The sequence below is a fragment of the Pseudoxanthomonas sp. USHLN014 genome, assembly GCF_037153335.1.
In the GTDB taxonomy this organism is placed as follows: domain Bacteria; phylum Pseudomonadota; class Gammaproteobacteria; order Xanthomonadales; family Xanthomonadaceae; genus Pseudoxanthomonas_A; species Pseudoxanthomonas_A winnipegensis.
On sequence record NZ_JBBCKO010000004.1, the window covers coordinates 36,127 to 60,194 of the forward strand.

Consider the following 24,068-nt stretch of genomic DNA (forward strand, 5'->3'; position numbering starts at 1 on the left):
TGAAGGTGCTGTCAGCGCCGGGCAATCGCGGGACAATGCGGGTCTTCCGCCGCCCGTCGGCACGCCCAGGCCCGCCGCCATGCCCTCGCCTGCTTCCCCGTTCGCCCGCACGCTGTACCTGACGCTGTTCGTGGTCGGCAGCGCGATGCCGCTGCTGTGGTTCTGGCCCTGGCTGAATGTGCACGGCCTGGACCTGCCGGCGCTGGTAAGCGAGCTGTTCTCCACGCGCGTGGGCGGCTTCTTCGGGCTGGACGTGCTGTGCGCTGCCGTGGTCCTGCTGGTCTGGATGCAGCTGGAGCACCGGTGCCTGCCGGTCCGGCGCGCCTGGCTCGCGGCGCTGGCCACCTGCTGCATCGGCGTGTCCTCCGGGCTGCCGCTCTATCTCTACCTGCGCCAGCGCACGCTGGACGCAGCCGTTCCGACTTCCTGACCCGATCCGACCCCATCATGTCCAAACGCATCACCCCGCCTGCGCGCGCCCCGCGCGCCCTGCCCATCGAAGTCGACGCCGGCGGCCGCTCGCTGCTGGGCATGTCGCCGCAGGCCTTCCTGCGCGACTACTGGCAGAAGCGCCCGCTGCTGGTGCGCAACGCCTTCCCGGGCTTCGTCTCGCCGATCGAGCCCGGGGATCTGGCCGGGCTGGCCTGCGAGGAGGCCGCGCTGTCGCGCCTGATCCAGCACGACCGCGTCCGCGATGGCTGGAGCGTGCGCAGCGGGCCGTTCGAGGAGGCCGAGTTCCCGGCCATGCCCGACCACGACTGGACCCTGCTGGTGCAGGACGTGGACAAGTGGGATCCGGATATCGCCGCGCTGCTGGAGGCCTTCGACTTCCTGCCGCGCTGGCGCATCGACGACATCATGGTCAGCTTCGCCGCGCCCGGCGGCTCGGTCGGCGCGCACGTGGACCAGTACGACGTGTTCCTGCTGCAGGCCCACGGCCATCGCCGCTGGCAGATCGATGCCTCGCCCAATCCGCCGCTGGCCTTCCGCGACGATGTCGACCTCAAGCTGTTGCGCCGCTTCAGCGCCAGCCACGACTGGGTGCTGGCGCCGGGCGACATGCTCTACCTGCCGCCGGGCGTGCCGCACAACGGCGTGGCCGAGGATGCGTGCCTGACCTTCTCGGTCGGCATGCGCGCGCCCTCGGCCGCCGAGCTGATCGGCGACTACCTGGACACGCTGGTGGCCGACGCCGACGAGGGCATCCGCTACCAGGACCGCGATCTGACCGTCCCGGCCGATCCCTTCGAGATCGATGCGGCCGCGATGGGCCGGGTGGTCGAGGCGCTCAACGCGCTGCGCATGAACGATCCGGACCGGCTGGGCGAATGGTTCGGCCGCTTCATCACCACCTACCGCAGCGCCGGCACCGCGGCCGTGCCCGAGCACGCCCCGGACCGGGCCGAGGTCGAGGCGGCCCTGGCCCAGGGCGCGGTGCTGCAGCGCCATCCGATGACGCGCATGGCCTGGCGCCGGGCGCGCAAGGGCGCGGTGCTGTTCGCCAGCGGTCAGGCCCTGCCGATGCCGCTGCGCGATGCCCGCCTGCTGGCCGCCGCCGAGGTCCTGGACCAGGCGGCATATCAGACCTTGGGCGAAGCCGGCCGTGCGGCGACATCGGTTCTGGTAAGTTCCGGCCATTACCTGCTGCCAGGAAGCGATGAGGATGACCACGACTTCGACACCGACTGACTTCACGCTGCGACCGGCCTCGTTCATCGCCGACCGCGAGGCGCTGCGCTGGGTGCGCGAGGAGGTGTTCGTCGCCGAACAGCACATCCCGCCGGATACCGAGTGGGACTCGCTGGACCCGGCCGGCGACCATCTGCTGGCGATCAGCTCGACCGGCGCACCGATCGGCACCGCGCGCCTGACCCCGGACGGCCGCTTCAGCCGCCTGGCGGTGCTCAAGCCCTGGCGCGGCCGCGGCGTCGGCGAGGCCCTGCTCAAGGCCATGATCGACAAGGCCCGGGCCAACGGCTGGAAGGACCTGACCCTGTACGCGCAGGTCGCCAACGAGGGCTTCTACACCCGGCACGGCTTCGTCTCCATCGGCGAGCCCTTCGACGACGTCGGCATCCCGCACCAGTTCATGCGCCTGAAGCTGCGCGACTGAGCGCGCCATGCTGGTCGAGCGCCAGTCCGAGGCGGTCGAGGCCATGCTCGCCCTGGCCGCCACCACCCGCAGCCTGCTGTGCTGCTACACCCGCGAGCTGGACCCGGGGCTGCTTGACGCCCCGCCGGTCCTGGAGGCCCTGCGCATGCTGGCGGTACGCCAGCGTGGCGTGGAGATCCGCCTCCTGATGCAGGACCTGGAAACGCCGCAGCACGCCGGCTCGGCCCTGATTCCGCTGGCCCAGCGCCTGCCCACCAGCTTCCAGCTGCGCCTGGTGACCGAGCCGGTGGACCGGGTCTATGCCGCCGCCTTCGCGGTCAACGACACCGGCGGCCATTACTTTCGCCCGCTCGGCCATCGCATCGAGGGCGAATTCGAGCCCGACGCCCCCGGCCGCAGCCGCCAGCTGCGCGAGGCCTTCGCCCGCTACTGGGAACGCGCCCGTCCCTGCACCGAGCTGCGCGCGCTTGGCCTGTGAAGCGCCTGTGCAGGGCCGCAACGCGGGGCCCGCGGCAATGTCCCGCATAGTGGGTCATTGTCGCCACGCCGCGCCGCTGACACCGGACACACGCCGGTGAGATTCAGGCCCACGCCTATACTTTGATGGTTGCGCCGCATTGGTGCGCGTCGGACCCGCCAAAGCGGGCGACGCGACCGCCGCGCCCGCCTTTCCAACCCACAAAACGACGCCTCAAGGCCACCATCGTGGACAATCTTCTCAAGCAGTTCGTGCAGTCCTCCCAGCTCAACGGCGGCAGCGCCGCCTACGTCGAAGACCTCTATGAGCAGTACCTGGTCTCGCCGGACAGCGTGGATCCCAAGTGGCGCGCCTATTTCGACGGTTTCAAGGGCCGCGAGGCCGGCGATGTGCCGCATTCGGCGGCCATCTCGCACATCACCCAGGCCGCCAAGCAGGCCGCCAACGCCGCTAACGGCGCGGCGCCCTCCGATGAGCGTGAGCGCCACGTCGGCCGCCTGATCACCGCCTACCGCTCGCGCGGCCATCTGAACGCCCGCCTCGATCCGCTGAATCTGACCGAGCCGGTCAACCCGCCCGACCTGACCCTGGACTGGCACAACCTGTCCGAGCGCGATCTGGACAGCGAGTTCAGTACCGGTGGCGTGGGCGGCCAGCCGCGCATGGTCCTGCGCGACCTGGTGGCGCGCCTGAAGGCGACCTACACCGGCTCGATCGGTGCCGAGTTCATGCACATCCCGGACTTCGAGCAGCGCCGCTGGCTGTACGAGCGCCTGGAGACCGCCGGTGGCCAGTACGGCCTGGACGCGGACACCCGCAAGCGCACGCTGGAGCGGCTGACCGCGGCCGAGGGCCTGGAGCGCTACCTGCACACCAAGTACGTGGGCCAGAAGCGCTTCTCGCTGGAAGGCGGCGACTCGCTGATCCCGATGCTGGACGTGGTGCTGCGCCGCAGCGGCGGCGACGGCATGCGCGACATCGCCGTGGGCATGGCCCACCGCGGCCGCCTCAACGTGCTGGTCAACACCCTGGGCAAGAACCCGCGCAAGCTGTTCGACGAGTTCGAAGGCAAGTTCGAGCACGCCCACGACGACCGCGCCCACACCGGTGACGTGAAGTACCACATGGGCTTCTCGGCCGACGTGGCCACCCCCGGCGGCCCGGTGCATCTGGCGCTGGCCTTCAACCCCTCGCACCTGGAGATCGTCGACCCGGTGGTCGCAGGCTCGGTGCGTTCGCGCCAGGAGCGTTACCACGACACCGAGCGCAGCCACGTGCTGCCGGTGCTGATCCACGGCGACGCCGCCTTCGCCGGCCAGGGCGTGGTGATGGAACTGTTCCAGATGTCGCAGGCGCGCGGCTTCGCCATCGGCGGCACCGTGCACATCGTCATCAACAACCAGGTCGGCTTCACCACCAGCGCCCGCGACGACGCGCGCTCGACCCTGTACTGCACCGACGTGGCCAAGATGGTCGGCGCCCCGGTGCTGCACGTGAACGGCGACGACCCGGATGCGGTGGTGTTCGCGGCCAACCTGGCCTACGAGTTCCGCCAGGCGTTCAAGAAGGACGTGGTCATCGACCTGGTCTGCTACCGCCGCTGGGGCCATAACGAGGCCGACGAGCCGGCCGCGACCCAGCCGCTGATGTACCAGGTCATCCGCAAGCACAAGACCACCCGCGAGCTCTACGCCGAGCGGCTGGAGAAGGACGGCGTGATCGGCGCCGACGACGCCAAGACCATGGTCGACGCCTACCGCGACAAGCTGGATTCCGGCGCCTACACCACCGAGCTGGCCAAGCCCGAGCGCGACCCGCTGGCCATCGACTGGTCCAAGTACCTGTCGGGCAAGCTGTCCGATCCGGTCGACACCACGGTCAAGCTGGACAAGCTCAAGCAGCTGGCCAAGGTCATCAACACCATCCCGGAAGGGGTGAGCCTGCATGCGCGCGTGGCCAAGATCTACGAGGACCGCGCCAAGATGACCGAGGGCGAGCTGCCGGGCGACTGGGGCTTCGCCGAGAACCTGGCCTACGCCACCCTGCTGTCCGAGGGCAACACCCTGCGCCTGGTCGGCCAGGACTCGGGCCGCGGCACCTTCTTCCATCGCCACGCGATCCTGCACGACCAGAAGACCGACAGCTATTACCTGCCGCTGCGCCAGCTGGTGGACGACCCGCAGGACGCCACCGTGATCGACTCGCTGCTCAGCGAGGAGGCGGTGATGGCGTTCGAGTACGGCTACTCGACCACCGATCCCAACGCGCTGTGCATCTGGGAAGGCCAGTTCGGCGACTTCGCCAACGGCGCGCAGGTGGTGATCGACCAGTTCATCGCCGCCGGCGAGGCCAAGTGGGGCCGCATCACCGGCCTGGCGCTGTTCCTGCCGCACGGCTACGAAGGCCAGGGCCCCGAGCACAGCTCGGCGCGCCTGGAGCGCTTCCTGCAGCTGTGCGCGCTGGAGAACATGCTGGTGTGCGTGCCGACCACCCCGGCCCAGTGCTTCCACATGATCCGCCGGCAGATGCGCATGACCACGCGCAAGCCGCTGATCGTGATGACGCCCAAGTCGCTGCTGCGCCACAAGCTGGCCGTGTCCACGCTCGAGGAGCTGGCCGATGGCGAGTTCCAGCACCTGATTCCCGACGCCAAGGCCGATGCGAAGAAGGTCAAGCGCGTGGTGGCCTGCTCGGGCAAGGTCTATTACGACCTGCTGGAGGATGCGACCAAGCGCGGCCAGGACGACGTGGCGATCCTGCGCGTGGAGCAGCTCTATCCGTTCCCGCGCGAGCTGCTGGCGGCCGAGCTGAAGAAGTACGCCAACGCCACCGACGTGGTGTGGTGCCAGGAAGAGCCGCAGAACCAGGGCGCCTGGTATCAGATCAAGCACCATCTGCAGGCCTGTCTGGCGCAGGGCCAGTCGCTGCACTACGCCGGCCGCGCCCGTTCGCCCTCCCCGGCCGCCGGCCACATGGCCGAGCACGTGGCCGAGCAGCAGCAGCTGGTCGCCGACGCGCTGGTCAACACCTTCGGCAACGACCTCGTCGCCGAATAAGCCTTTCACCCTTTCGATCAACACTCCAGAAATCCCTAGGACGCTCCCGCATGGCCACCGAAGTCAAAGTTCCGGTCCTTCCCGAATCCGTTTCCGACGCCACCATCGCCAGCTGGCACAAGAAGGCCGGTGAGGCCGTCAAGCGCGACGAGAATCTGGTCGACCTCGAGACCGACAAGGTCGTACTGGAGGTGCCCTCGCCGGTGGACGGCGTGCTCAAGGAAATCAAGTTCGCCGAGGGCGACACGGTGACCTCCTCGCAGGTCCTGGCGATCATCGAGGAAGGCGCCACCGCGCAGGCCGCCCCGGCCAAGCCGGCCGAGGAAGAGGTCAAGCCGGCCGCCAAGTCCGAGGCCCCGGCCAAGGCGCAGGCCCCCGCCCCGGCCAAGGCCGAGGCGCCCAAGGCCGCCGCCGGCACCGACAACCTGCCCCCGGGCGCGCGCTTCACCGCGATCACGCAGGGCGTGGATCCGGCTCAGGTGGAAGGCACCGGCCGTCGCGGCGCGGTGACCAAGGAAGACATCGTCAAGTTCGCCGCCGGTGGCGGCGTGGGCAAGGCCGCCGGCGCCCGTCCGGAGGAGCGCGTGCCGATGACGCGCATCCGCAAGACCATCGCCAAGCGCCTGATGGATTCGAAGAACTCCACCGCGATGCTGACCACGTTCAACGAGGTCAACCTGGCCAAGGTCAGCGCGGCGCGCAAGGAACTGCAGGACGAGTTCCAGAAGGCCCACGGCATCAAGCTCGGCTTCATGAGCTTCTTCGTCAAGGCCGCCGCCAACGCGCTGCAGCGCTTCCCGCTGGTCAACGCCTCGATCGACGGCGAGGACATCGTCTATCACGGCTACAGCGACATCTCCATCGCCGTGTCCACCGACAAGGGCCTGGTCACCCCGGTGCTGCGCAACGTCGAGCGCCAGTCCTTCGCCGAGGTCGAACAGGGCATCGCCGACTACGCCGCTAAGGCGCGCGCCGGCAAGCTGGGCCTGGACGATCTGCAGGGCGGCACCTTCACCATCACCAATGGCGGCACCTTCGGCTCGCTGCTGTCCACCCCGATCGTCAACCCGCCGCAGAGCGCCATCCTGGGCATGCACGCCATCAAGGAGCGCCCGATCGCCGAGAACGGCCAGGTCGTGATCGCGCCGATGATGTACATCGCCCTGTCCTACGACCACCGCATCATCGACGGCAAGGACTCGGTGCAGTTCCTGGTGGACATCAAGAACCAGCTGGAGAACCCGGGCCGGATGTTGTTCGGTCTGTGAGGCCGGGAATCGGGAATGGAGAATCGGAAATCGGACGCGCGTCCCTCCCCTCCATTCCCGCCTGGACCTGGATGGGAGACGGCACGCGCCTGCGCCCGTGCCATTCCCCATTCCCTATTCCCCATTCCCGTGAGCGAATGAAATGAGCGAAACACAGCAATACGACGTCGTCGTCATCGGTGCCGGTCCGGCCGGCTATCACGCGGCCATCCGCGCCGCCCAGTTGGGCATGAAGGTCGCCTGCATCGACGCGGCGCTGGGCAAGGACGGCAAGCCGGCCCTGGGCGGCACCTGTCTGCGCGTGGGCTGCATCCCCTCCAAGGCGATGCTCGACTCCTCGCGCCAGTTCTGGAACATGGGCCACCTGTTCGGCGAGCACGGCATCAGCTTCAAGGACGCCAAGATCGATGTGGCCACCATGGTCGGCCGCAAGGACAAGATCGTGAAGCAGTTCACCGGCGGCATCGGGATGCTGTTCAAGGCCAACAAGGTGACTCCGTACTACGGCTTCGCCCAGCTGCAGCCGGGCAACCTGGTCAAGGTCAAGCAGCACGACGGCAGCGAGGTCGAGCTGCAGGGCACCAACGTGATCCTGGCGCCGGGTTCGGATTCGATCGAGCTGCCGTTCGCCAAGTTCGACGGCGAGAACATCGTCGACAACGTCGGCGCGCTGGACTTCACCGAGGTGCCCAAGCGCCTGGCGGTGATCGGCGCGGGCGTGATCGGCCTGGAGCTGGGCAGCGTGTGGAAGCGCCTGGGCGCCGAGGTCACCATCCTGGAGGCGCTGCCGGACTTCCTGGCCGCCGCCGATGCCGAAGTGGCCAAGGCCGCCGCCAAGGAGTTCAAGAAGCAGGGCCTGGACATCAAGCTCGGCGCCAAGGTCAGCGCGACCGAGGTCACCGGCAAGGGCAAGAAGAAGGAGGTCGTGGTCACCTACACCGACGCCTCCGGCGAGCAGACCCTGACCGTGGACAAGCTGCTGGTGGCCGTGGGCCGTCGCGCCGCGACCAAGGGCGTGCTGGCCGAGGGCACCGGCGTGCAGCTCAACGAGCGCGGCCAGATCGTGGTCGACGAGCACTGCCACACCGGCGTGGACGGCGTGTGGGCCATCGGCGACTGCGTGCGCGGCCCGATGCTGGCGCACAAGGGCTTCGAGGAAGGCATCGCGGTGGCCGAGCTGATCGCCGGCCTGCCGGGCCACGTCAACTTCGACACCATCCCGTGGGTCATCTACACCGAACCGGAGATCGCCTGGGTCGGCAAGACCGAGCAGCAGCTCAAGGCCGAGGGCGTGCCGTACAAGGCCGGCAGCTTCCCGTTCGCCGCCAACGGCCGCGCCGTGGCGATGGCCGAGCCGGCCGGCTTCGTCAAGGTCCTGGCCCATGCCGAGACCGACCGCGTTCTGGGCATGCACCTGGTCGGCGTCAACGTCTCCGAGCTGGTGCACGAAGGCGTGCTGACCATGGAGTTCAGCGGCTCGGCCGACGACCTGGCCCGCATCTGCCACGCCCACCCCTCGCTGTCCGAGGTGGTGCACGACGCCGCCATGGCGGTGGGCAAGCGCGCGATTCATAAGGCGAATTAGAGCCGGGAATCGGGAATGGAGAATCGGGAACGGCAAGCGCGTTCCCGTCGCTTCACTCCCACCGCACGACGCCGGACCTGTGTCCGGCGTCATGCGTTCCGGCGTTTGATTTTCCCATTCCCCATTCCCGACTCCCCATTCCCGATGAAAAGCATCTGCGTCTACTGCGGCTCCAACGCCGGCGCCAAACCCGTTTACGTCCAGCGCGCCACCGAACTCGGCCAGCGGCTCGCGGCCGAAGGCCTGCGTCTGGTCTACGGCGGCGGCAAGGTCGGGCTGATGGGGGCGGTGGCCGATGCGGTGCTGGCGGCCGGCGGCGAGGTGGTCGGCGTGATTCCGCAGCAGCTGGTGGACTGGGAAGTGGCCCATCGCGGCCTGACCCAGTTGGAGATCGTCGGCTCCATGCACGAGCGCAAGGCGCGCATGTTCGACCTGGCCGATGGCTTCATCACCCTGCCCGGCGGCTTCGGCACGATGGAGGAGATCTTCGAGATGCTGACCTGGCGCCAGCTGGGCATCGGCAACAAGCCCTGCGCGTTTCTGGACATCGACGGCTTCTACCAGCCGCTGATCGCGATGATCGACCGCATGGTCGAGCAGCGCTTCCTGCACGCGGCCCAGCGCGCCGACCTGTGGCACGGTGAGGACATTGATACGCTGCTGGGATGGATGCGCGACTACATGCCGGCGCAGGCGAGCAAGTGGATTGATGAGAAGCGCCGCGAGGCACTGCGGTAAGCAACAGGCGCGTAGCGACGCGTTCATCAGACTGGCGCCCAAGGGCTGTTGCGGCGCGGATCGACGAAAAGCGCCGCGAGGCACTGCGGTAAGCAACAGGCGCGTAGCGACGCGTTCATCAGACTGGCGCCCAAGGGCTGTTGCGGCGCGGATCGATGAGAAGCGCCGCGAGGCATTGCGGTAAGCAGCAGGCGCGTAGCGACGCGTTCGTCAGACTGGCGCCCAAGGGCCGTTGCGGCGCGGATCGACGAAAAGCGCCGCGAGGCGCTTCGGTAAGCAACAGGCGCGTAGCGACGCGTTCATCAGACTGGCGCTCAAGGGCTGTTGCGGCGCGGATCGGCGAAAAGCGCCGCGAGTCGCTGCGCTGACGCGCCTTCTGATCGCTGCCGTGTCCGACGATCTCGTGCCAAGATCGGGATCCGTGTGCTTACGCAACGGGTCGCCCGCGCAGGAGTGCTCCCGTCATGCCGATGATCGATGACAACCGGCACATCCAGTCGGTCGAGCGCGCGCTGGCGCTGCTCGAAGCCATCGCCGGCGCGGGCGGCCAGGCGCGGCTGGTCGATCTGGCCGCGCAGCTCGGCCTGAGCAAGAGCACCCTGCACGGCCTGCTCAACACCCTGGCGGCCATGGGCTACGTGGCACGCCACGGCACCCGCTACGCTCTGGGACTGCGCCTGCGCGAGATCGCCCAGCCGCTGACCGACGCCGACGCGGCGCTGCGCACGGCCTTCGCCCCCGCGCTCCAAGCCCTGGCCCGGCGCAGCGGCGAAACCTGCTACCTGGCCGTGCCCTGCGGCACGCGTGAATACCTGTACATCGATGCGGTGGAAGGCGGCGAGCGTCTGCGCGTGGCCAGCCCGCGTGGGCGCCGCGAGGGACTGACCACCTCGGCCATCGGCAAGATCTTCCTGACGCACGATCCCACGCTCGTGCGCAGCCTGCGCCGCGCTGGCCTTGTTCCCGCCGCGCTCGAGCAGGAGCTGCAGGCCATCGACGAGAGCGGCTACGCCCTGGACCTGGAGCAGGCCGAGCCCGGCCTGAACTGTCTGGCCCTGCCCTTGCGCCGGCAGGGCCGCGTGGTGGCGGCGCTCGGCGTCGCCGGCCCCGTGCAACGCCTGCCCAAGGCCAAGCTGCGCCGGCTCGCCCAGGCTGGCCTGCGCGATTTGTTCGGCATGCTCAAACTTTAGCGGCCGATCGCCCGCTGTCCCTTCCCGTGCCCGCGATGCACGGAAATCATCGAAGGCTCCCCCCATCTTCAGGAGTCTTCGATGTCCACGTCCCTCGACGTATCCACGGTCCAGCGCGCGATCGAGCGCGCCCAGGCGCTCGCGCGTGAGCTGGACTTCGCCATCAACGTCGCCGTCGTCGATGAAGCCGGGCTGCTGCGCGGCTTCCTGCGCATGGACGGCGCCGTGCCCGGCGCGATCGATGTGTCGATCAAGAAGGCGCGCACCGCCGCGCTGTTCCGCACTGACAGCCTGACGCTGGGCGCCGCCGCCCAGCCGGGCGGCGCGATCTACACACTCGAAGCGACCAATGGCGGCCTGATCAGCTTCGGCGGCGGCGTGGTGCTGCACGACGAACACGGTCATCCGATCGGCGCGGTCGGCGTGGCCGGTGCCACGGTCGAGACGGACCAGACCCTGGCCTTGCACGCGGCGGGCCGCGCATGAGCGATCCCCAGCGCATCCATTCCGGCATCTGGGCGCTGGCCGCGACCGCCTTCGCCATCGGCGTGGCCGAGTTCGTCGTGGTCGGTGTGCTGCCGGCCATCGCCGGCGATCTGCGCGTGCCGCTGGCCCGCGCCGGTGGGCTGGTCGGGGTGTATGCCCTGGCCCTGGCCATCGGCACGCCGCTCATCGTGCTGCTATCGGCGCGCGTTCCGCGCAAGCCGCTGCTGCTGGCCCTGGTGGCGGTGTTTCTGGCCGGAAACCTGGTGTCGGCACTGGCAGCCCACTACGCGATGCTGCTGGCCGGACGCGTGCTCACGGCCCTGGCCCATGGCAGCTTCTTCGCCATCGGCGCCACGGTCGCCGCACGCCTGGCGCCGCCGGGCCAAGCCAGTCGCGCGATCTCTTTGATGTTCGCCGGGTTGACCCTGGCCATGGTGATCGGCGTGCCGCTGGGCAGTCTGATCGGCAACGTCCTGGGCTGGCGGCTGCCGTTCTTCGCCGTCGCGGCACTGGCGGCGTTGGCCTGGCTGGCCACGGCGCGCTGGGTGCCGGTGCTGGGCACGCCGGCGGCGGGCAATGCGCGCGCGCAGTTGGCCGCACTGCGCTGCTTGCCGATCCTGGCGATGATGGCGGTCACCGTGTGCGGCTTCGGCGCCAGCTTCGCCGCCTTTACCTTCATCACCCCGATCCTGACCGGCATCACCGGCTTCAGCGTGCACACCGCCAACCTGTTGCTGGTGGTGTTCGGGGTCGCGACGCTGGTGGGCAATCTCGCCGGTGGACGCTGGGCAGCGCGCCTGGGCTGGCCGCTGGCGTTGCAGCGCATGCTGGTGGGCGTGGTGCTTGTGCTCGCGACGCTGGCGTTGTCCTTGCCATGGCAGTGGGCCATGGTGCCGCTGCTGTTCGCCTGGGGCGTGCTGGCGTTCGGCCTGTCGCCGGGCTGCCAGGCCGGCATGCTGGACACCGCGCAGCGCTGGACGCCACATGCGCTGGACTTCGCCTCGGCTTTGAACATCGCCGCCTTCAACCTCGGCATCACCCTGGGCGAGGCGCTGGGCAGCGCGCTGGTGGCACGCCAGCAACTGGCAGGGACGCCCTGGGCCGGCGTCGTCCTGGCGGCGCTGGCGCTGGGACCGCTGTGGTGGCTGTCGCGTCGCCTCGCACGGCCCGCGGTCCAGGTCTCTGCGCAGCGGCACGATTGACATGGCGCGGATCGATCTCATCGTCACGCTCCAGGCCGCCAAGGGCCGCGAGGAGGAACTGCGCAAAGTGCTGTCCACGCTGCGCGCAGCCAGCCTCCTTGAAGCTGGCTGTCTGGACTATCGCGTGGCCCGCGCTCCGCAGAAGGCCGGGCGTTTCTTTCTGCTGGAGCGCTGGGCCGACGCCGCTGCGCTGGCCCGGCACGAGCAGGCGCCCCACTTCCTGGACGGCGTGCGGCGCGTGCAGGCCTGTTGCGAGTCGGTGAAGCAAGAGGCTGTGGAATGGATGCTGGAATGAGCGCCCTCGCGCACCGTTGAACCGGCTCTCTCCCGAAAGGATTCCGTGAGCGCGATCACGCTGCGGGTCGCGGCCGCGGATGGACGGCAGAAGGCATGCGGATTGACGGTGCGCGCCGCCTACGCAGCGCCACCAAAGGCCTCTACAATCCTGCGCAGGGGACAGGTCAGGACACAGGGTATGGCGCGCATTCTCATCGTCGACGATTCACCGTCGCAGCTGCTGGGCATCCAGCGCATCGTGGAAAAGCTGGGACACACGTGGATTACCGCCGAGGATGGGGTGCAGGGGGTCGAGGTGGCCAAGCGCGAGCTGCCCGACATGGTCCTGATGGACGTGGTGATGCCCAACCTCAACGGTTTCCAGGCCACCCGCCAGCTCAGCCGCGAGCCCACCACCAAGCACATCCCGGTGATCCTGGTGACCACCAAGGACCAGGACACCGACCGCATGTGGGGCATGCGCCAGGGGGCCAAGGCCTATCTGACCAAGCCCTTCTCCGAGGACGAACTGTCCGAGGTCATCGAGCGCATCCTCAGCGCCGCGCGTCAGCCGCCGACCTCGGCCGCCTGACGCCGGCCGGCCATCGCGAAACACGAAACGGGCGCCCTGAGGCGCCCGTTTCGCATTCTGGCTCGACGCCGGGCGTGGGTCAGCTGTCGGCGAAGGCCTTGGCCAGCTTCTCGTAGGCCTTGCGCTGGGCCTCGGTGACCGCGCGTGGCGCGGTGATCTCCAACTCCACGATCTGGTCGCCATCGGGCGGACCCGGCAGGCCGCGGCCGCGCAGGCGCAGCTTGCGCCCGGCGTCGGAGTCCGGCGGGATCTTCAGCTCGACCGAACCGCCCAGCGTCGGCACGCTCACCGTGGCGCCCAGCGCCGCCTGCCAGGGCGTGACCTGCAGGACGTGGATGATGTTGCGCCCGTCCACTTCGAACTGCGGATCGGCCGCGTACTCGATCTCCAGCAGCAGGTTGCCGCCGCCGTTGCCCTGCCCGCTCAGGCGGATCGCCTGGCCGGGCTTGATGCCCTTGGGCACGCGCACGTCCAGCTGCTTGCCGTTGACGGTCACGCGGATGCTGCTGCCCTCGTAGACCGCCTTGAGCGGCACCGACAGCTTGGCGCGGGTATCGCCGCGCGGCGCCTGGCCGCTGCGGAAGCCCGGACCGCCGCGTGCGCGCTGGCCGAACAGGTTCTCGAAGAAATCGCTGAAGCCGGCACCGCCGCCGCCGGCGCTGCCGAAGACTTCCTCGAAGTCGAAGCCCTGGCCGCCGTAGCCGCCGCCGAAGTCCTGCGGCTGATATTCCTGCCCGGGCCGATAGCCGCGCGCGCGCAGCTGATCGTAGGCCGCGCGCTTCTCCGGATCGCGCAGGGCCTCGTAGGCCTCGTTGACCGCCTTGAAGCGCTCCTCGGCATCGGCCTCCTTGCTGACGTCGGGGTGGTACTTGCGCGCCAGGCGGCGGTAGGCGGTCTTGATCTCCGCCTCGCCGGCCGTGGGTTCCACGCCAAGCGTCTGGTAGTAGTCCTTGAATTCCATCGTACCTCCGCAAGAAAGCCCGCGGCTTGGCAGCCGCGGGCCCGATCCTGGCCACGATGCGGTCAACACCGCATCGCGACCGGTTCATGGGACCCGCGTCATGACGCGGGCCGGGGTACAGGTTACTGGATCGACCCGACCTGGATGCGACGCGGCGCGGCCTCGGGCCGCTTGGGGATCACCACTTCCAGCACGCCGTTGCGACCGGTGGCGACGATGCCCTCGGCGTCGGCGGTGTCCGGCAGGGTGAAGCTGCGCGCGAACGCGCCGTGGCGACGCTCCTGACGGGTGAAGCGGGCGTCCTCGCCGGCCTGCGGCGCGGCACGCTCGCCGCGGATGCTCAGGACGTTCTTGTCCATCTGCACCTCGATCGCCTCCAGGTCCACGCCCGGCAGGTCGGCGAAGATCACGAAGCGGTTGGCCTCTTCCTTCACGTCCACGCGCGGGGTCCAGCCCACGCTGTCGGTGGCGGCCTGGCCGGCCTGCGCGAAGCGGTCCAACACGCGTCCCAGTTCGAGCTGGCCGGGGCGGACGGGCCAGCCTTGATAGCGCACGAAATTCATCATGAATGTCTCCGATTGGATGGCCGCAGACGCGACGTGCGTGCGGCAGGGGCCCGTGGCCTCCGTGACCAACAGATAAGCGCCGCACGCGGCTTTTCAAGGGTTTTGACGCCGCCTTCCCACGGCCCTGCCTAGGGTACGGTTCACACGGCCGCCCTCCCGCGCCTCCAGGCTCCCATGACGATCCAGATCGGCGATCCCATTCCCGAAGTCATCCTGACCCGCATCCGCCAGGGCGTGGAGAAGGTCGACACCCCGACCCTGTTCGGCGCGCACAAGGTGGTGCTGTTCGCGGTCCCGGGCGCCTTCACCCCGACCTGTTCGGCGCGCCATCTGCCTGGCTTCATCGAGCACTTCGACGCATTCCGCAAGCGCGGCATCGAGGTGTATTGCGTGTCGGTCAACGACGCGTTCGTGATGAAGGCCTGGGGCGAATCGCTGCACGTGCCCGAAGGGCTGCAGCTGCTGGCCGACGGCAGCGGCGACTTCGCACGCGCGCTGGGCCTGGAGCTGGACCTGGGCGCGCAGGGCATGGGCCTGCGCTCCAGGCGCTACGCGCTCTACGCCGAGGACGGCGTGGTCAAGCAACTCTGGGTCGAGGAGCCCGGTGCGTTCGAGGTCTCCTCCGCCGACTACGTGCTGCAACACCTTCCCGACTGATCCTTCCCACCGCACATCCATCAAGCGAGGCAAGCCAATGTCCAAGACATCAGCCACCAAGTTCAACCACACCTCGGCCGCCGACCTGGCCGATCGCGAGACCCTGCGCGCCAATGCGCGCAAGAAGCTCGAGGACGGCGCGATCACCGATTCCTATACGGCCGACCGCAAGGAAGTCGTCAAGCTGCTCAACGAGGCGCTGGCCACCGAATACGTGTGCGTGCTGCGCTACTACCGCCACTACTTCATGGCCAAGGGCATGCTGGCCGACGCGGTCAAGGCCGAGTTCCTGGAGCACGCCAAGCAGGAGCAGGACCACGCCGGCATGCTGGCCGAGCGCATCGTTCAGCTCGGCGGCGAGCCGGACCTCAACCCCGACACCCTGACCGCGCGCTCGCACGCCGAGTACAAGGAAGGCAGCGACCTGCGCGACATGGTCAAGGAGAATCTGATCGCCGAGCGCATCGCCATCGACAGCTACCGCCAGATGATCAACTACATCGGCGACAAGGACACCACCACCAAGCGCATCCTCGAGCGCATCCTGGAGCAGGAAGAAGAGCATGCCGATGAGTTCGCGGACATGCTGGAAGGGTGGATCGGGAAGTAAAGCTGGGGCCAGAGGCCAGAGGCCAGAGGCCAGAGGCCAGAGGCCAGAGGCCAGAGGCCAGAGGCCAGAGGCCAGAGGCCAGAGGCCAGAGGCCAGAGGCCAGAGGCAAAGCGTATCGCCGCCTCTGGTTTCAGCAAGCACCTCCTGCAAGCAAATTGACTTCGCACACAGACGCCGGGCATCGCCCGGCGTTTGCTTTAGGACATACCCCAAATCCCGGAGTGCGCGCCCGGACGACCAGCTCCGGCCCTGACCCCTGACCCCTGCCCCCTGCTTCCCTACCGCAGCACACGGAACCGCAGCGTACTCCACGCGCCGCTGTCGGCCAGCGCGGTCAGCGTGTGCTCGCCCGGCTGCTCGAAGCCGTGCTCGAAGCTGTGCGCGCCACGGGTCAGGCCGATCCAGCGCCCGTCGAGCAGCCACTGCACCTCTGTCTCGGTGCCCAGGGCGCGCAGGCGCACGCTGGCCGGCTTGTCGCTGCCCGGCGCACGCGCCAGCGTGGCGCCGTCGTTGAGGCCCTCGATGCGCAGCGCGGCGCTGGCCTCGCGTCCATCCGGCGCGCAGTCCGGCGCCAGCGGCGGCAGCTGGGCGGCGCGGCGTTCGGCCACGCTCAGCCAGGGCGAGGCCAGCGCCGGCCAGCGCGCAATGCTCGCCTCCTGCGCCGCATGCGGCCGGGTGCATTCGGCCGACAGACGCTGGCCGCTGGCGGCATCGCGCAGGAAGCTCTCCCGCCCGGCGCGCCAGAGCCGCGCGTCGCGCTCGGCGAAGGTCGGCGGCACGTTGCCGTCCAGCGTCCAGGCCTGCAGCCGGCGCTGGCACAGCTGCGGCGCCTGCGGGTCGGGCGGCAGGCCCAGCGGCCAGCACACCTCGACCTGGGCCACATTGGCCGGCGGCGCCACGGCCGCCGCGTCGCCGCGGCTGCGCGGCAGGCTGTCGATCACCTCGAACATCAGCGGCAGCGCGGTCACCGCCCCGTACTGGCCCGGCAGCGGCGTGCCGTCGGGCCGGCCGACCCACACGCCGACCGTGTAGCGGCGCGTGCCGCCGATCGCCCAGGCGTCGCGGTAGCCGTAGCTGGTGCCGGTCTTCCAGGCCACGCGCGGGCGGCCGCCGGTGTCGAAGGTGCCCACGCTCTCGCCGGGACGCGGGTTGTCCTGCAGCACCTGGCGGATGATCCAGACCGCGCCGGGCGAGAGTAGCCGACGGTCGGACACCGGGTCTTCCGGGCGATAGCGCACGCGCCCGGCCAGCCCGTCGCGGTTGAATGCGGCGAACGCGCCGACCAGGTCCTCCAGGCGCGCGCCGGTGCCGCCCAGGATCATCGCCAGGTTGGGCATCGCCCCGCGCGGGAAGCGCAGCGCGACGCCGCCGTTGGCCAGCCGCGCGGCGAAGCGCGCCGGGCCGACGTGGTCCAGCACGTCCACCGCCGGCACGTTGAGCGACAGGCGCAGGGCCTCGGCCGCGCCGACCGGCCCGTTGAAGGCGGCATCGAAGTTCCCTGGCCGGTAGCCGCCGAAGCCCTGCGGCGCATCGATCAGCAGGCTCTCCGAGTGGATCAGCCCATCGTCCAGCGCCAGCCCGTACAGGAAGGGCTTGAGCGTCGAGCCCGGCGAACGCCAGGCCTGCACCATGTCCACGTGCCCCAGGCGCTTGTCGTCGCCGAACTGCACCGAGCCCACGTAGGCGCGTGCCTCCATCGTCGTGTTGTCCACCACCAGCAGCGCCGCCGAGGTGCGCTCGGGCAGGTTGGAGAAGTAGGCGGTGACGCGCTGTTCCAGCGTGCGCTGCAGGTCGGCGTCCAGCGTGGAGACGATGCGCGCGGCGCGCGGCTGCTGCTGGTGCAGACGCTCGGCCAGCAGCGCCGCGCTCAGCGGCGGCTGCAGGGCGCGCGCGACCACCGGTTCGATGCGGGCATCGTCCACCTGCGCCTGGGTCCACACGCCCAGGGCGACCATGCGCGCCAGCACCTTGTCGCGCGCCGCCCGCGCGGCCTGCGGGTGGCGGTCCGGACGCAGCCGGCTGGGCGACTGCGGCAGCACCGCCAGCAGCGCGGCCTCGGCATGCGACAGCCGCGCGGCCGGCTTGCCCAGGTAGGCCCAGCTGGCGGCCTCCACGCCCTCGATGGTGCCGCCGAACGGGGCGCGCTCCAGGTACAGGTCGAGGATCTGCCGCTTGCTCAGGTGCGCCTCCAGCTGCAGGGCGCGCAGCAGCTGCTTGGCCTTGCCCCAGGGTGTGCGCGTGTGCGGGTCGAGGATGCGCGCGACCTGCATGGTGAGCGTCGAGCCGCCCGAGACGATCTGCCCGCGCCGCAGCATCTGCCCGCCCGCGCGCAGCAGCGCCCACGGATTGACGCCCGGATGCCGCCAGAACCAGCGGTCCTCATAGGTCAGCAGCGCCTGCAGGTACAGCGGCGAGACGCCCTCGGGCGAGGCCGGATAGCGCCACACCCCGTCGCGATCGGCGAACGCCCGCAGCGGCGTGCCGTCGCGTGCCACCACCAGCGTGCTGGTATCGCGCGCCTTGGGCAGCGGCGGCGGGAAAGCGAAGTCCAGGACCAGCAGCGCCACCAGCACAGCGACGGCCGTCCAGCGCAGGAGCTGCCTCAGACGCGGGAGCTTAGAGCGCCACGCGTTCATCCGAACTCATCTGGCGTGCGATCAGACAAGGAAAGTCCGCGACTCGATCAAAGCGGAGAACGCACTGGCGCGGACAGGCGCTCAGCAACGCCCTGCCAACTCAGGCACGTCGGCCACGGCACTTGCCCGCTCGGTTGTAAGCACGCGCGCCTTGGCCCAGGGGACGTCGCATTCGACCGACATCTCATAGTCGGTGATGACGAACGTGCCGTGTATGCGGACCCGCTTCATGTGGCGATCCAGTATCAGCCGCTGGGCCTGCGCATCGCCGAGCATCATCGCCAGGGCTGCCTCGCCGTTGCTGAGATCGATCACCCTGATGCCATAACCCTCGAAATGGGGAAGGCGCGCCGCAGAAGGCGCATCAGGAACAATCGAGTAACTTGCTTCGATTCCGTTGGAACCCACCTGCTGCCACTCGGCCAAGAGGTCTCCCGATACCTGTTCCTGCCCTCTGAAACTGACAGGCTCCCGCAAGCCGATCTTGCTCGCCACCTTCAACTGCGAAGCCGGGGGCATGACGAACGGAGGGATTTCGTAGTCGGCTCTTGCGATCAAAGGCATTGCCGCCGTGACCGCCAGCATCACACCCATTGCTGGCCGCTGCAGAGGCCTCACGGCTGCACCACCGTGATCGTGGTCGGGGTGGAGATGCCGACGCCGCGGATGTCGGGGCGGTACATGTCCTCCACCAGCGGCGGCGGCACGGTGTAGGTGCCCGGGGTGACGGCGCGGACCAGGTAGAACACCTTGGCGCCGCTGCCGCCGCGACCCAGGCGCAGGGCGGCCACGTAGCGGTCGTCGCGGAACTCCTCGTGCTTGACCTCGGCCGCCTCGCCGCGCTCGGTGAGGGTGATGCCATCGACCACCACGTCGGCCCACTGCTTGGCGTCGGACAGGTTGAAATTCTCGATCTCCAGCCCCGCCGGCAGCAGGTCGGTGAGCAGCGCGTCGGGCACCTCGGTGTCGGCGGTGATGCGCAGGCCCACGATCAGCGCCTCGCCCTCCTTCAGCGTGCCACCCTTCCACTCGCTGCCGTCGGTGGCGTAGTAGCGCCGGGTGACGCCGATCTTCGACTGGTCCTCGGCCGGCGCGGTACGCGGCACGCCGGCGATCTCCAGGCTGGCATACAGCGGCGCCTGACCCTGCGGAGCGAAGCTCACGCCCTTGGCCAGGGTGGCCATGTCGAAGCTCCGCGCGAACAGGCGCAGGCCCTGCACCGTCTCGCTGGCGCCGTCGGCCGACCAGGTGCCGCCGAGCGTCTTGGCCTGCGCATCGCCCAGCAGCGACTTGCCCAGCCGCGCGATGGCCACCTGCTCCTGCGTGCTCAGATAGAACCAGCGCGCCTTGCGGCGCTCGTCCAGCTCGCGGCCCAGGGCGATCACGCGCGCGTCGTACTCGGGTTTGGACAGCTTGCGCTCGCGCACCAGCGCCAGCATCAGCGCGTCGTCGCGCAGCCGGGTGCCGTAGTCGCCCAGCCACTCCGGCCGGTCGCCGGTCTTGTCGAAGCCCAGCGCGATGGCGCGTGCGCCGCGCTTGGTGTCGCCCTGCAGCGACAGCGCCAGCCCCAGCTGCACCAGCGGCAGGCCGGTCATCGACTTGCCCCGGTCGTTGTCGTACAGCGCCCGCAGCGTGCCCAGCGGCGCACGGCCCACGCGCGCCAGCACGTAGCCGGCATAGGCCTGGTTGGCGAAGCGCAGGTGCTCGCGGAAGTTGGACCCGTAGAACTGGTTGCCGCCGGACAGCAGGTCCTCGCTGAGGCGGTTCAGGGCCTTCTGCAGCACCGTGTCGGGCACGGCGAAGCCGCCTTCGCGCGCATCGAGCAGGAAGTCGGCCACGTACGGGGTGATGTACGGCACCACGTCGCCATCATCGCCCCACATCGAGAAGTTGCCGTTGGCCACCTGCATCGAGGCGATGCGGGCGAAGGCACCCTCCATGCGTTCGCGGCGCTTGGCCGGGTCCAGCCCCTTGGTGCCCAGCAGGTCGGCGGTGGCCTGGTCCATCACCAGGGCGGCGTAGCCCTTGCTGGTGGTCTGCTCGATGCAACCGTAGGGGTACTTGAGCAGGTCCTCCAGCGCGGCGGCGAAGGGAATCGGCGGCAGCGCGCTGACCACCATGCGCGCGCGCACCGAATCGGGCATCAGCCCGTCGGCGAAGCCCGCGCCCATCGTCACCGGCGCCAGCGGATCGATCACCCGGCTCTCGGTGCGGGTCACGCTGGGCCAGCCGGCGCGCACCGGCAGGTCGAAGCTGCGGTCGACCTTGAAGCCGTCGGCCGCGCCGTCCACGCGCACGCGCACCTGCGCGGTCGTATAGCCCTCGCGCGCCTGCAGCGGGAAGCTCAGCGTGGTCTTGGCGCCGTCGGCCAGCGACACGCTGCGGCTGCCCTCGCCGATGGCCAGCGGCCCGGTGCCGTCCACCTGCACGCGGAAGGTGCCCGGCCTGCCGGTGAAATTCTGCACATCCAGGGTGACCATGCTGCGGTCGCCCGGCGCCAGCACGCGCGGCATGCTGGCCTCGGCCACCACCGGCGCGCGCACCAGGGTCTGGGTGTCGCGGCTGCCGTAGTGGTCGTCCGAGTAGACCAGCGCCGACACGCGCAGGGTGCCGTTGAAGTCGGGCACCTTGAGCAGCACGCGTGCGTTGCCCTTGGCGTCCAGCTTCACCGGCCCGGCGAACAGGTCCACGGTCTGCACCTTGGCGGTCGGCCGCCGCGCCTGCGGCAAGGCGCCCAGCGCCATGTCGCCGCCGAAGCGCAGCTTGGCCGTGTCGCCCTCGTAGCTCTCGATCACCCGGCCGTAGACGTCGTAGCTGTCCACGCCCAGGCGGCGCTGGGCGAAGAAGTGCGCGGTGGCGTCGGGCACTGGATAGCGGGTGATGTTGAGGATGCCCACGTCCACCGCCGAGACGGTGACATGCGCGTCCTTGCCGGCCAGCTGCGGCACGCTGACCGTCACCGCCAGGTCCTGGCCGGGCTTCATCTGCTCGGGCGCCTTCAGGCCCACGGCCACGCGCCGGGCGCTGCGGTCCATCGGCACGTGCGCCACGCCGACCGCGCGCGCCGGGGTGATCTTGGACGGCGCGCTGCCGCCGCGGAACACCAGCGCGGTCACATAGACGTCGTGGCGTTCCCAGTCCTGGGTGACCGGGATCTCGAACACGCTGCCGGCCTTGGCCTCGATGTTCTTGACGTAGAGCATGTGGTCGGACTCGACCATCAGCACGCCCTTGCCGTCGTGCGGCGGGGTGAGCGTGACCTTGAGCGTGTCGCCGGCGCGGTAGCCGGTCTTGTCCAGCGACAGCTTGACCTTGTCCGGGCGCGCGTCCAGGCCGCGGTTGTCGTCGTTCCAGCTCCAGCCGGCGGTGAACGGATGGCGCGTGGTCAGCCCGGTGGCCGGGTCGAAGACCTCCAGCCGGTAGCCGCCCCACTCCACCGGGAAGTCCACGCGCACCGCATCGCCACCGACATCGACGGTCCTGGTGTCGACGTTCTCGAAGCGCTGGGTGTAGTCGAACGACCAGCCGGTGTCCTCGTCATGGGTCCAGTGGTAGTCGCGGCGCTCGCGCACCAGGGTGACCTTCAGCCCCTTGCCCGGCTGGCGTGCCCCGGCGGCGTTGAACCGCGCGATCTCGAAGCCCGCCGTGCCGTTGGCCGCCGAGCCCTCCTTGTCGTCGAACAGCGGCCGCACGCCGGCCAACACATCGGCCGGCCACAGCACGCGCTTGAGCGAGCGGTTGACCGTGCGTCCACCGGTTTCGTACACGCTGCCGGTGACGATGGCCGCCACCGGCGTGACCGGCTTGACCTCGTCGGGCAGCGACAGCGTGTCCTCGTAGTGGCCCTTGGCGTCGAACGTGGCATCGACCACGTCCTTGGCCTCCTTGGGCAGCTGCACCGTGGCATCGCCGAAGAACCAGCCCGGCAGCTTGTCCAGCGGATGCTGCTCCACCGCCACGGCCAGCTTGGCGGTGAAGCGGTTGCCGTCGGCCGGCGCGCCGTACAGATAGGCCGCGTCGGCCTTCAGCGCCAGGCCCTGGCCGGGCTTGAGGATCTCCGGCGCGGACAGGTCCAGCTTCATGCGCTCGGGCAGGAACTCCTCGATGCGCAGGGTCATGCCCTGCACCGCCTGCGCGCTGGCCGGATCGGTGCGGAACTCCACCTGCCAGCGCCCGGTCGGCGCCTCCACCGGGATGGCCTGCTCGAAGGCGAAATAGCCCTGCTCGCCCGGGGTCAGCCGGGTCTCGCGGAAGATCTTGCCGTCGGGCTGCTTCAGGCGCAGGTACAGCGGCTGCCCGGCCTTGACCGGCTTGCCGTCGAAGTCGCGCAGCAGCGCCGACACGCGCACCGTTTCGCCGGGGCGATAGAGGTCGCGGCCGGACCAGGCGAACACGTCGAACCAGGCCTGCTCGCGCCCGGCCACAACGAATTCGGACAGGTCCAGCGCCGGCTGGTTGAACGGCAGCAGGGTGACGTCCTTGCCGCGGCTGGCCACCAGCACCTGGCCGGCGTTGAGCGTGTACTTGAGCAGCGCGTTGCCGTTGCCGTCGGTCTCGCCCTTGAGCACGGTCTCGCCCTTGGCGTCGAGCACGCGCAGCTGCGCACCGCCGGTGGCGCTGCCGTCGGCCAGCGAGGCGGTATGGACGAACAGCGTGTCCTTGTAGGCGCGCGCGTGCAGCCCCAGGTCGCTGACGCTGAAGAACGCGGTCTGCAGCTGGTCCGAGTAGCGCCCCACGCGCTTCATCACCGCGAAGTACAGGCCCGGCTCCTGCAGCTGCTTGATGTCCTGCACCGGCAGATAGCTGACCATGCGCTCGTTGGGCTTGCCGCCCAGCACGAAGCGGTTGAGGTAGACCGAATCGGCCAGCTCGCCCAGCGGCTTGTTCTGGCTGTAGTCCTCGTCCAGCGACCAGGCGCCGCGACTGCCGCCGCGCTGGTACTGGGCGAAGAAGCGCGGCAGCTGCGATTCACGCACGCGCAGGAATTCCACGTCCACTTCCGGCACGTTGATCGACACCACCGGCAGGCCACGGGTGTCCTTGGCCGGCAGCACGCTGCCCTGCGAGGCGAAGGCCACCGCCGGCTCGATCTGCCCGGTGTGCACGACCTGCTCGACCGCCTTGCCCAGGCTGCCGCCAGCGGCGGCCAGCAGGCCCGCATCGATCTTGACCGTGTAGTCGCGCGCCGCCTCCACCGAGGGGAAGCGCAGGATCTTCGCGTGCTCATCCAGCACCCAGCTGCCGCTGACCACCGCACCCTTGTCATCGCTGACGTGGATCAGCTTGTCGAAGTCCTGCGACTCGACCAGCGGCTGGCTGAATTCCAGCGCGATGGCCACCTGGCCCTCGTGCTGGTCGGGATAGGCGTTGACCAGGCCGAAGCCGGCGACGGACCTGGCCTTCTGCGCCTGCACCGCCTCGCCGGACACCGCCGGCAGATCGCCGGTCTTGTTGCGGTCGCAGCCGGTCAGGGCGAGCAGCGCGAAGGCGCCGGCCAGCAGGGCTGCACGCCAGGGGCGGCGCGACGGTCGCGACCGGATCGAAGAAGGCGCGTCCTGCGCGGCGACACGTTGCGGCGACAGCGCGCCGCGACCCTGGATACTCTCCATGCAACACCAGTCCCTTCAGCCGGTTTTGCGCGGGAGTATAGAGGG

Annotated in this window: 20 protein-coding genes; 15 read left to right on the forward strand and 5 right to left on the reverse strand. The window is 69.6% G+C overall.

Annotated elements, in window-relative coordinates:
* Positions 1-79: 79 nt before the first annotated feature.
* From WFQ05_RS09375 to pilH, 13 genes are all read left to right on the forward strand, one after another.
* Positions 80-430 carry a DUF2834 domain-containing protein gene (locus WFQ05_RS09375; protein ID WP_337053593.1) on the forward strand — a complete coding sequence of 117 codons (351 nt, stop codon included), beginning with the start codon at positions 80-82 and terminating at the stop codon, positions 428-430.
* Between the two features lie 101 nt (positions 431-531).
* On the forward strand, positions 532-1,689 hold the full coding sequence (locus WFQ05_RS09380) for a cupin domain-containing protein (RefSeq protein ID WP_337053775.1): 1,158 nt from the start codon (positions 532-534) through the stop codon (positions 1,687-1,689).
* Positions 1,664-2,113 carry a GNAT family N-acetyltransferase gene (locus WFQ05_RS09385; RefSeq protein WP_165394515.1) on the forward strand — a complete coding sequence of 150 codons (450 nt, stop codon included), beginning with the start codon at positions 1,664-1,666 and terminating at the stop codon, positions 2,111-2,113. The genes WFQ05_RS09380 and WFQ05_RS09385 overlap by 26 nt, the downstream gene beginning before the upstream one ends.
* Before the next feature lie 7 nt (positions 2,114-2,120).
* On the forward strand, positions 2,121-2,591 hold the full coding sequence (locus tag WFQ05_RS09390) for a hypothetical protein (RefSeq protein ID WP_306991590.1): 471 nt from the start codon (positions 2,121-2,123) through the stop codon (positions 2,589-2,591).
* A 227-nt stretch (positions 2,592-2,818) separates the two neighbouring features.
* Positions 2,819-5,647, forward strand: coding sequence for a 2-oxoglutarate dehydrogenase E1 component (locus WFQ05_RS09395; RefSeq protein ID WP_337053594.1), 2,829 nt, complete (start codon positions 2,819-2,821; stop codon positions 5,645-5,647).
* Positions 5,648-5,697: 50 nt separating this feature from the next.
* Complete coding sequence (sucB, locus tag WFQ05_RS09400) at positions 5,698-6,915, forward strand: dihydrolipoyllysine-residue succinyltransferase (protein WP_286574704.1); 1,218 nt, start codon at positions 5,698-5,700, stop codon at positions 6,913-6,915.
* A 142-nt stretch (positions 6,916-7,057) separates the two neighbouring features.
* Positions 7,058-8,500 carry a dihydrolipoyl dehydrogenase gene (gene lpdA / locus WFQ05_RS09405; protein WP_130532136.1) on the forward strand — a complete coding sequence of 481 codons (1,443 nt, stop codon included), beginning with the start codon at positions 7,058-7,060 and terminating at the stop codon, positions 8,498-8,500.
* Between the two features lie 144 nt (positions 8,501-8,644).
* On the forward strand, positions 8,645-9,238 hold the full coding sequence (locus WFQ05_RS09410; RefSeq protein WP_337053596.1) for a TIGR00730 family Rossman fold protein: 594 nt from the start codon (positions 8,645-8,647) through the stop codon (positions 9,236-9,238).
* 464 nt (positions 9,239-9,702) lie between these two features.
* A complete protein-coding gene (locus tag WFQ05_RS09415) occupies positions 9,703-10,428 on the forward strand; it encodes an IclR family transcriptional regulator (RefSeq protein WP_337053597.1) in 726 nt (241 codons plus the stop codon).
* A gap of 81 nt (positions 10,429-10,509) precedes the next feature.
* On the forward strand, positions 10,510-10,914 hold the full coding sequence (locus WFQ05_RS09420; RefSeq protein WP_337053598.1) for a heme-binding protein: 405 nt from the start codon (positions 10,510-10,512) through the stop codon (positions 10,912-10,914).
* Complete coding sequence (locus tag WFQ05_RS09425) at positions 10,911-12,116, forward strand: MFS transporter (protein WP_337053599.1); 1,206 nt, start codon at positions 10,911-10,913, stop codon at positions 12,114-12,116. The genes WFQ05_RS09420 and WFQ05_RS09425 overlap by 4 nt, the downstream gene beginning before the upstream one ends.
* A 1-nt stretch (position 12,117) precedes the next feature.
* Complete coding sequence (locus tag WFQ05_RS09430; RefSeq protein ID WP_337053600.1) at positions 12,118-12,411, forward strand: putative quinol monooxygenase; 294 nt, start codon at positions 12,118-12,120, stop codon at positions 12,409-12,411.
* Positions 12,412-12,591: 180 nt separating this feature from the next.
* Positions 12,592-12,984, forward strand: coding sequence for a twitching motility response regulator PilH (pilH, locus tag WFQ05_RS09435; protein WP_130522786.1), 393 nt, complete (start codon positions 12,592-12,594; stop codon positions 12,982-12,984).
* 79 nt (positions 12,985-13,063) lie between these two features.
* Here the strand turns inward: pilH and WFQ05_RS09440 are convergent, their stop codons facing one another.
* Together WFQ05_RS09440 and WFQ05_RS09445 are read right to left on the reverse strand one after the other, a co-directional pair.
* The gene (locus WFQ05_RS09440) at positions 13,064-13,945 is read right to left on the reverse strand and encodes a DnaJ C-terminal domain-containing protein (protein ID WP_130517876.1); all 882 of its coding nucleotides are present in this window, start codon (positions 13,943-13,945) and stop codon (positions 13,064-13,066) included.
* Positions 13,946-14,067: 122 nt separating this feature from the next.
* Entirely contained in the window at positions 14,068-14,508 is a 441-nt protein-coding gene (locus tag WFQ05_RS09445; protein WP_130518741.1) for an Hsp20/alpha crystallin family protein, read from the reverse strand.
* A 177-nt stretch (positions 14,509-14,685) separates the two neighbouring features.
* Between WFQ05_RS09445 and WFQ05_RS09450 the strand changes: the two genes are divergently transcribed.
* Positions 14,686-15,168: a peroxiredoxin gene (locus WFQ05_RS09450; RefSeq protein WP_130517873.1), complete on the forward strand. Its 483-nt coding sequence runs from the start codon at positions 14,686-14,688 to the stop codon at positions 15,166-15,168.
* A gap of 37 nt (positions 15,169-15,205) precedes the next feature.
* Positions 15,206-15,778: a ferritin-like domain-containing protein gene (locus WFQ05_RS09455; RefSeq protein WP_130517870.1), complete on the forward strand. Its 573-nt coding sequence runs from the start codon at positions 15,206-15,208 to the stop codon at positions 15,776-15,778.
* A gap of 278 nt (positions 15,779-16,056) precedes the next feature.
* On the opposite strand, the gene pbpC is transcribed toward WFQ05_RS09455, so the two are convergent.
* The 3 genes from pbpC to WFQ05_RS09470 all read right to left on the reverse strand — a co-directional run bounded on the left by pbpC (position 16,057) and on the right by WFQ05_RS09470 (position 24,023).
* Entirely contained in the window at positions 16,057-18,414 is a 2,358-nt protein-coding gene (gene pbpC / locus WFQ05_RS09460; protein WP_337053601.1) for a penicillin-binding protein 1C, read from the reverse strand.
* Positions 18,415-18,495: 81 nt separating this feature from the next.
* The gene (locus WFQ05_RS09465) at positions 18,496-19,008 is read right to left on the reverse strand and encodes a hypothetical protein (protein ID WP_337053602.1); all 513 of its coding nucleotides are present in this window, start codon (positions 19,006-19,008) and stop codon (positions 18,496-18,498) included.
* 20 nt (positions 19,009-19,028) lie between these two features.
* Positions 19,029-24,023, reverse strand: coding sequence for an alpha-2-macroglobulin (locus WFQ05_RS09470; protein ID WP_337053603.1), 4,995 nt, complete (start codon positions 24,021-24,023; stop codon positions 19,029-19,031).
* Positions 24,024-24,068: the final 45 nt, after the last annotated feature.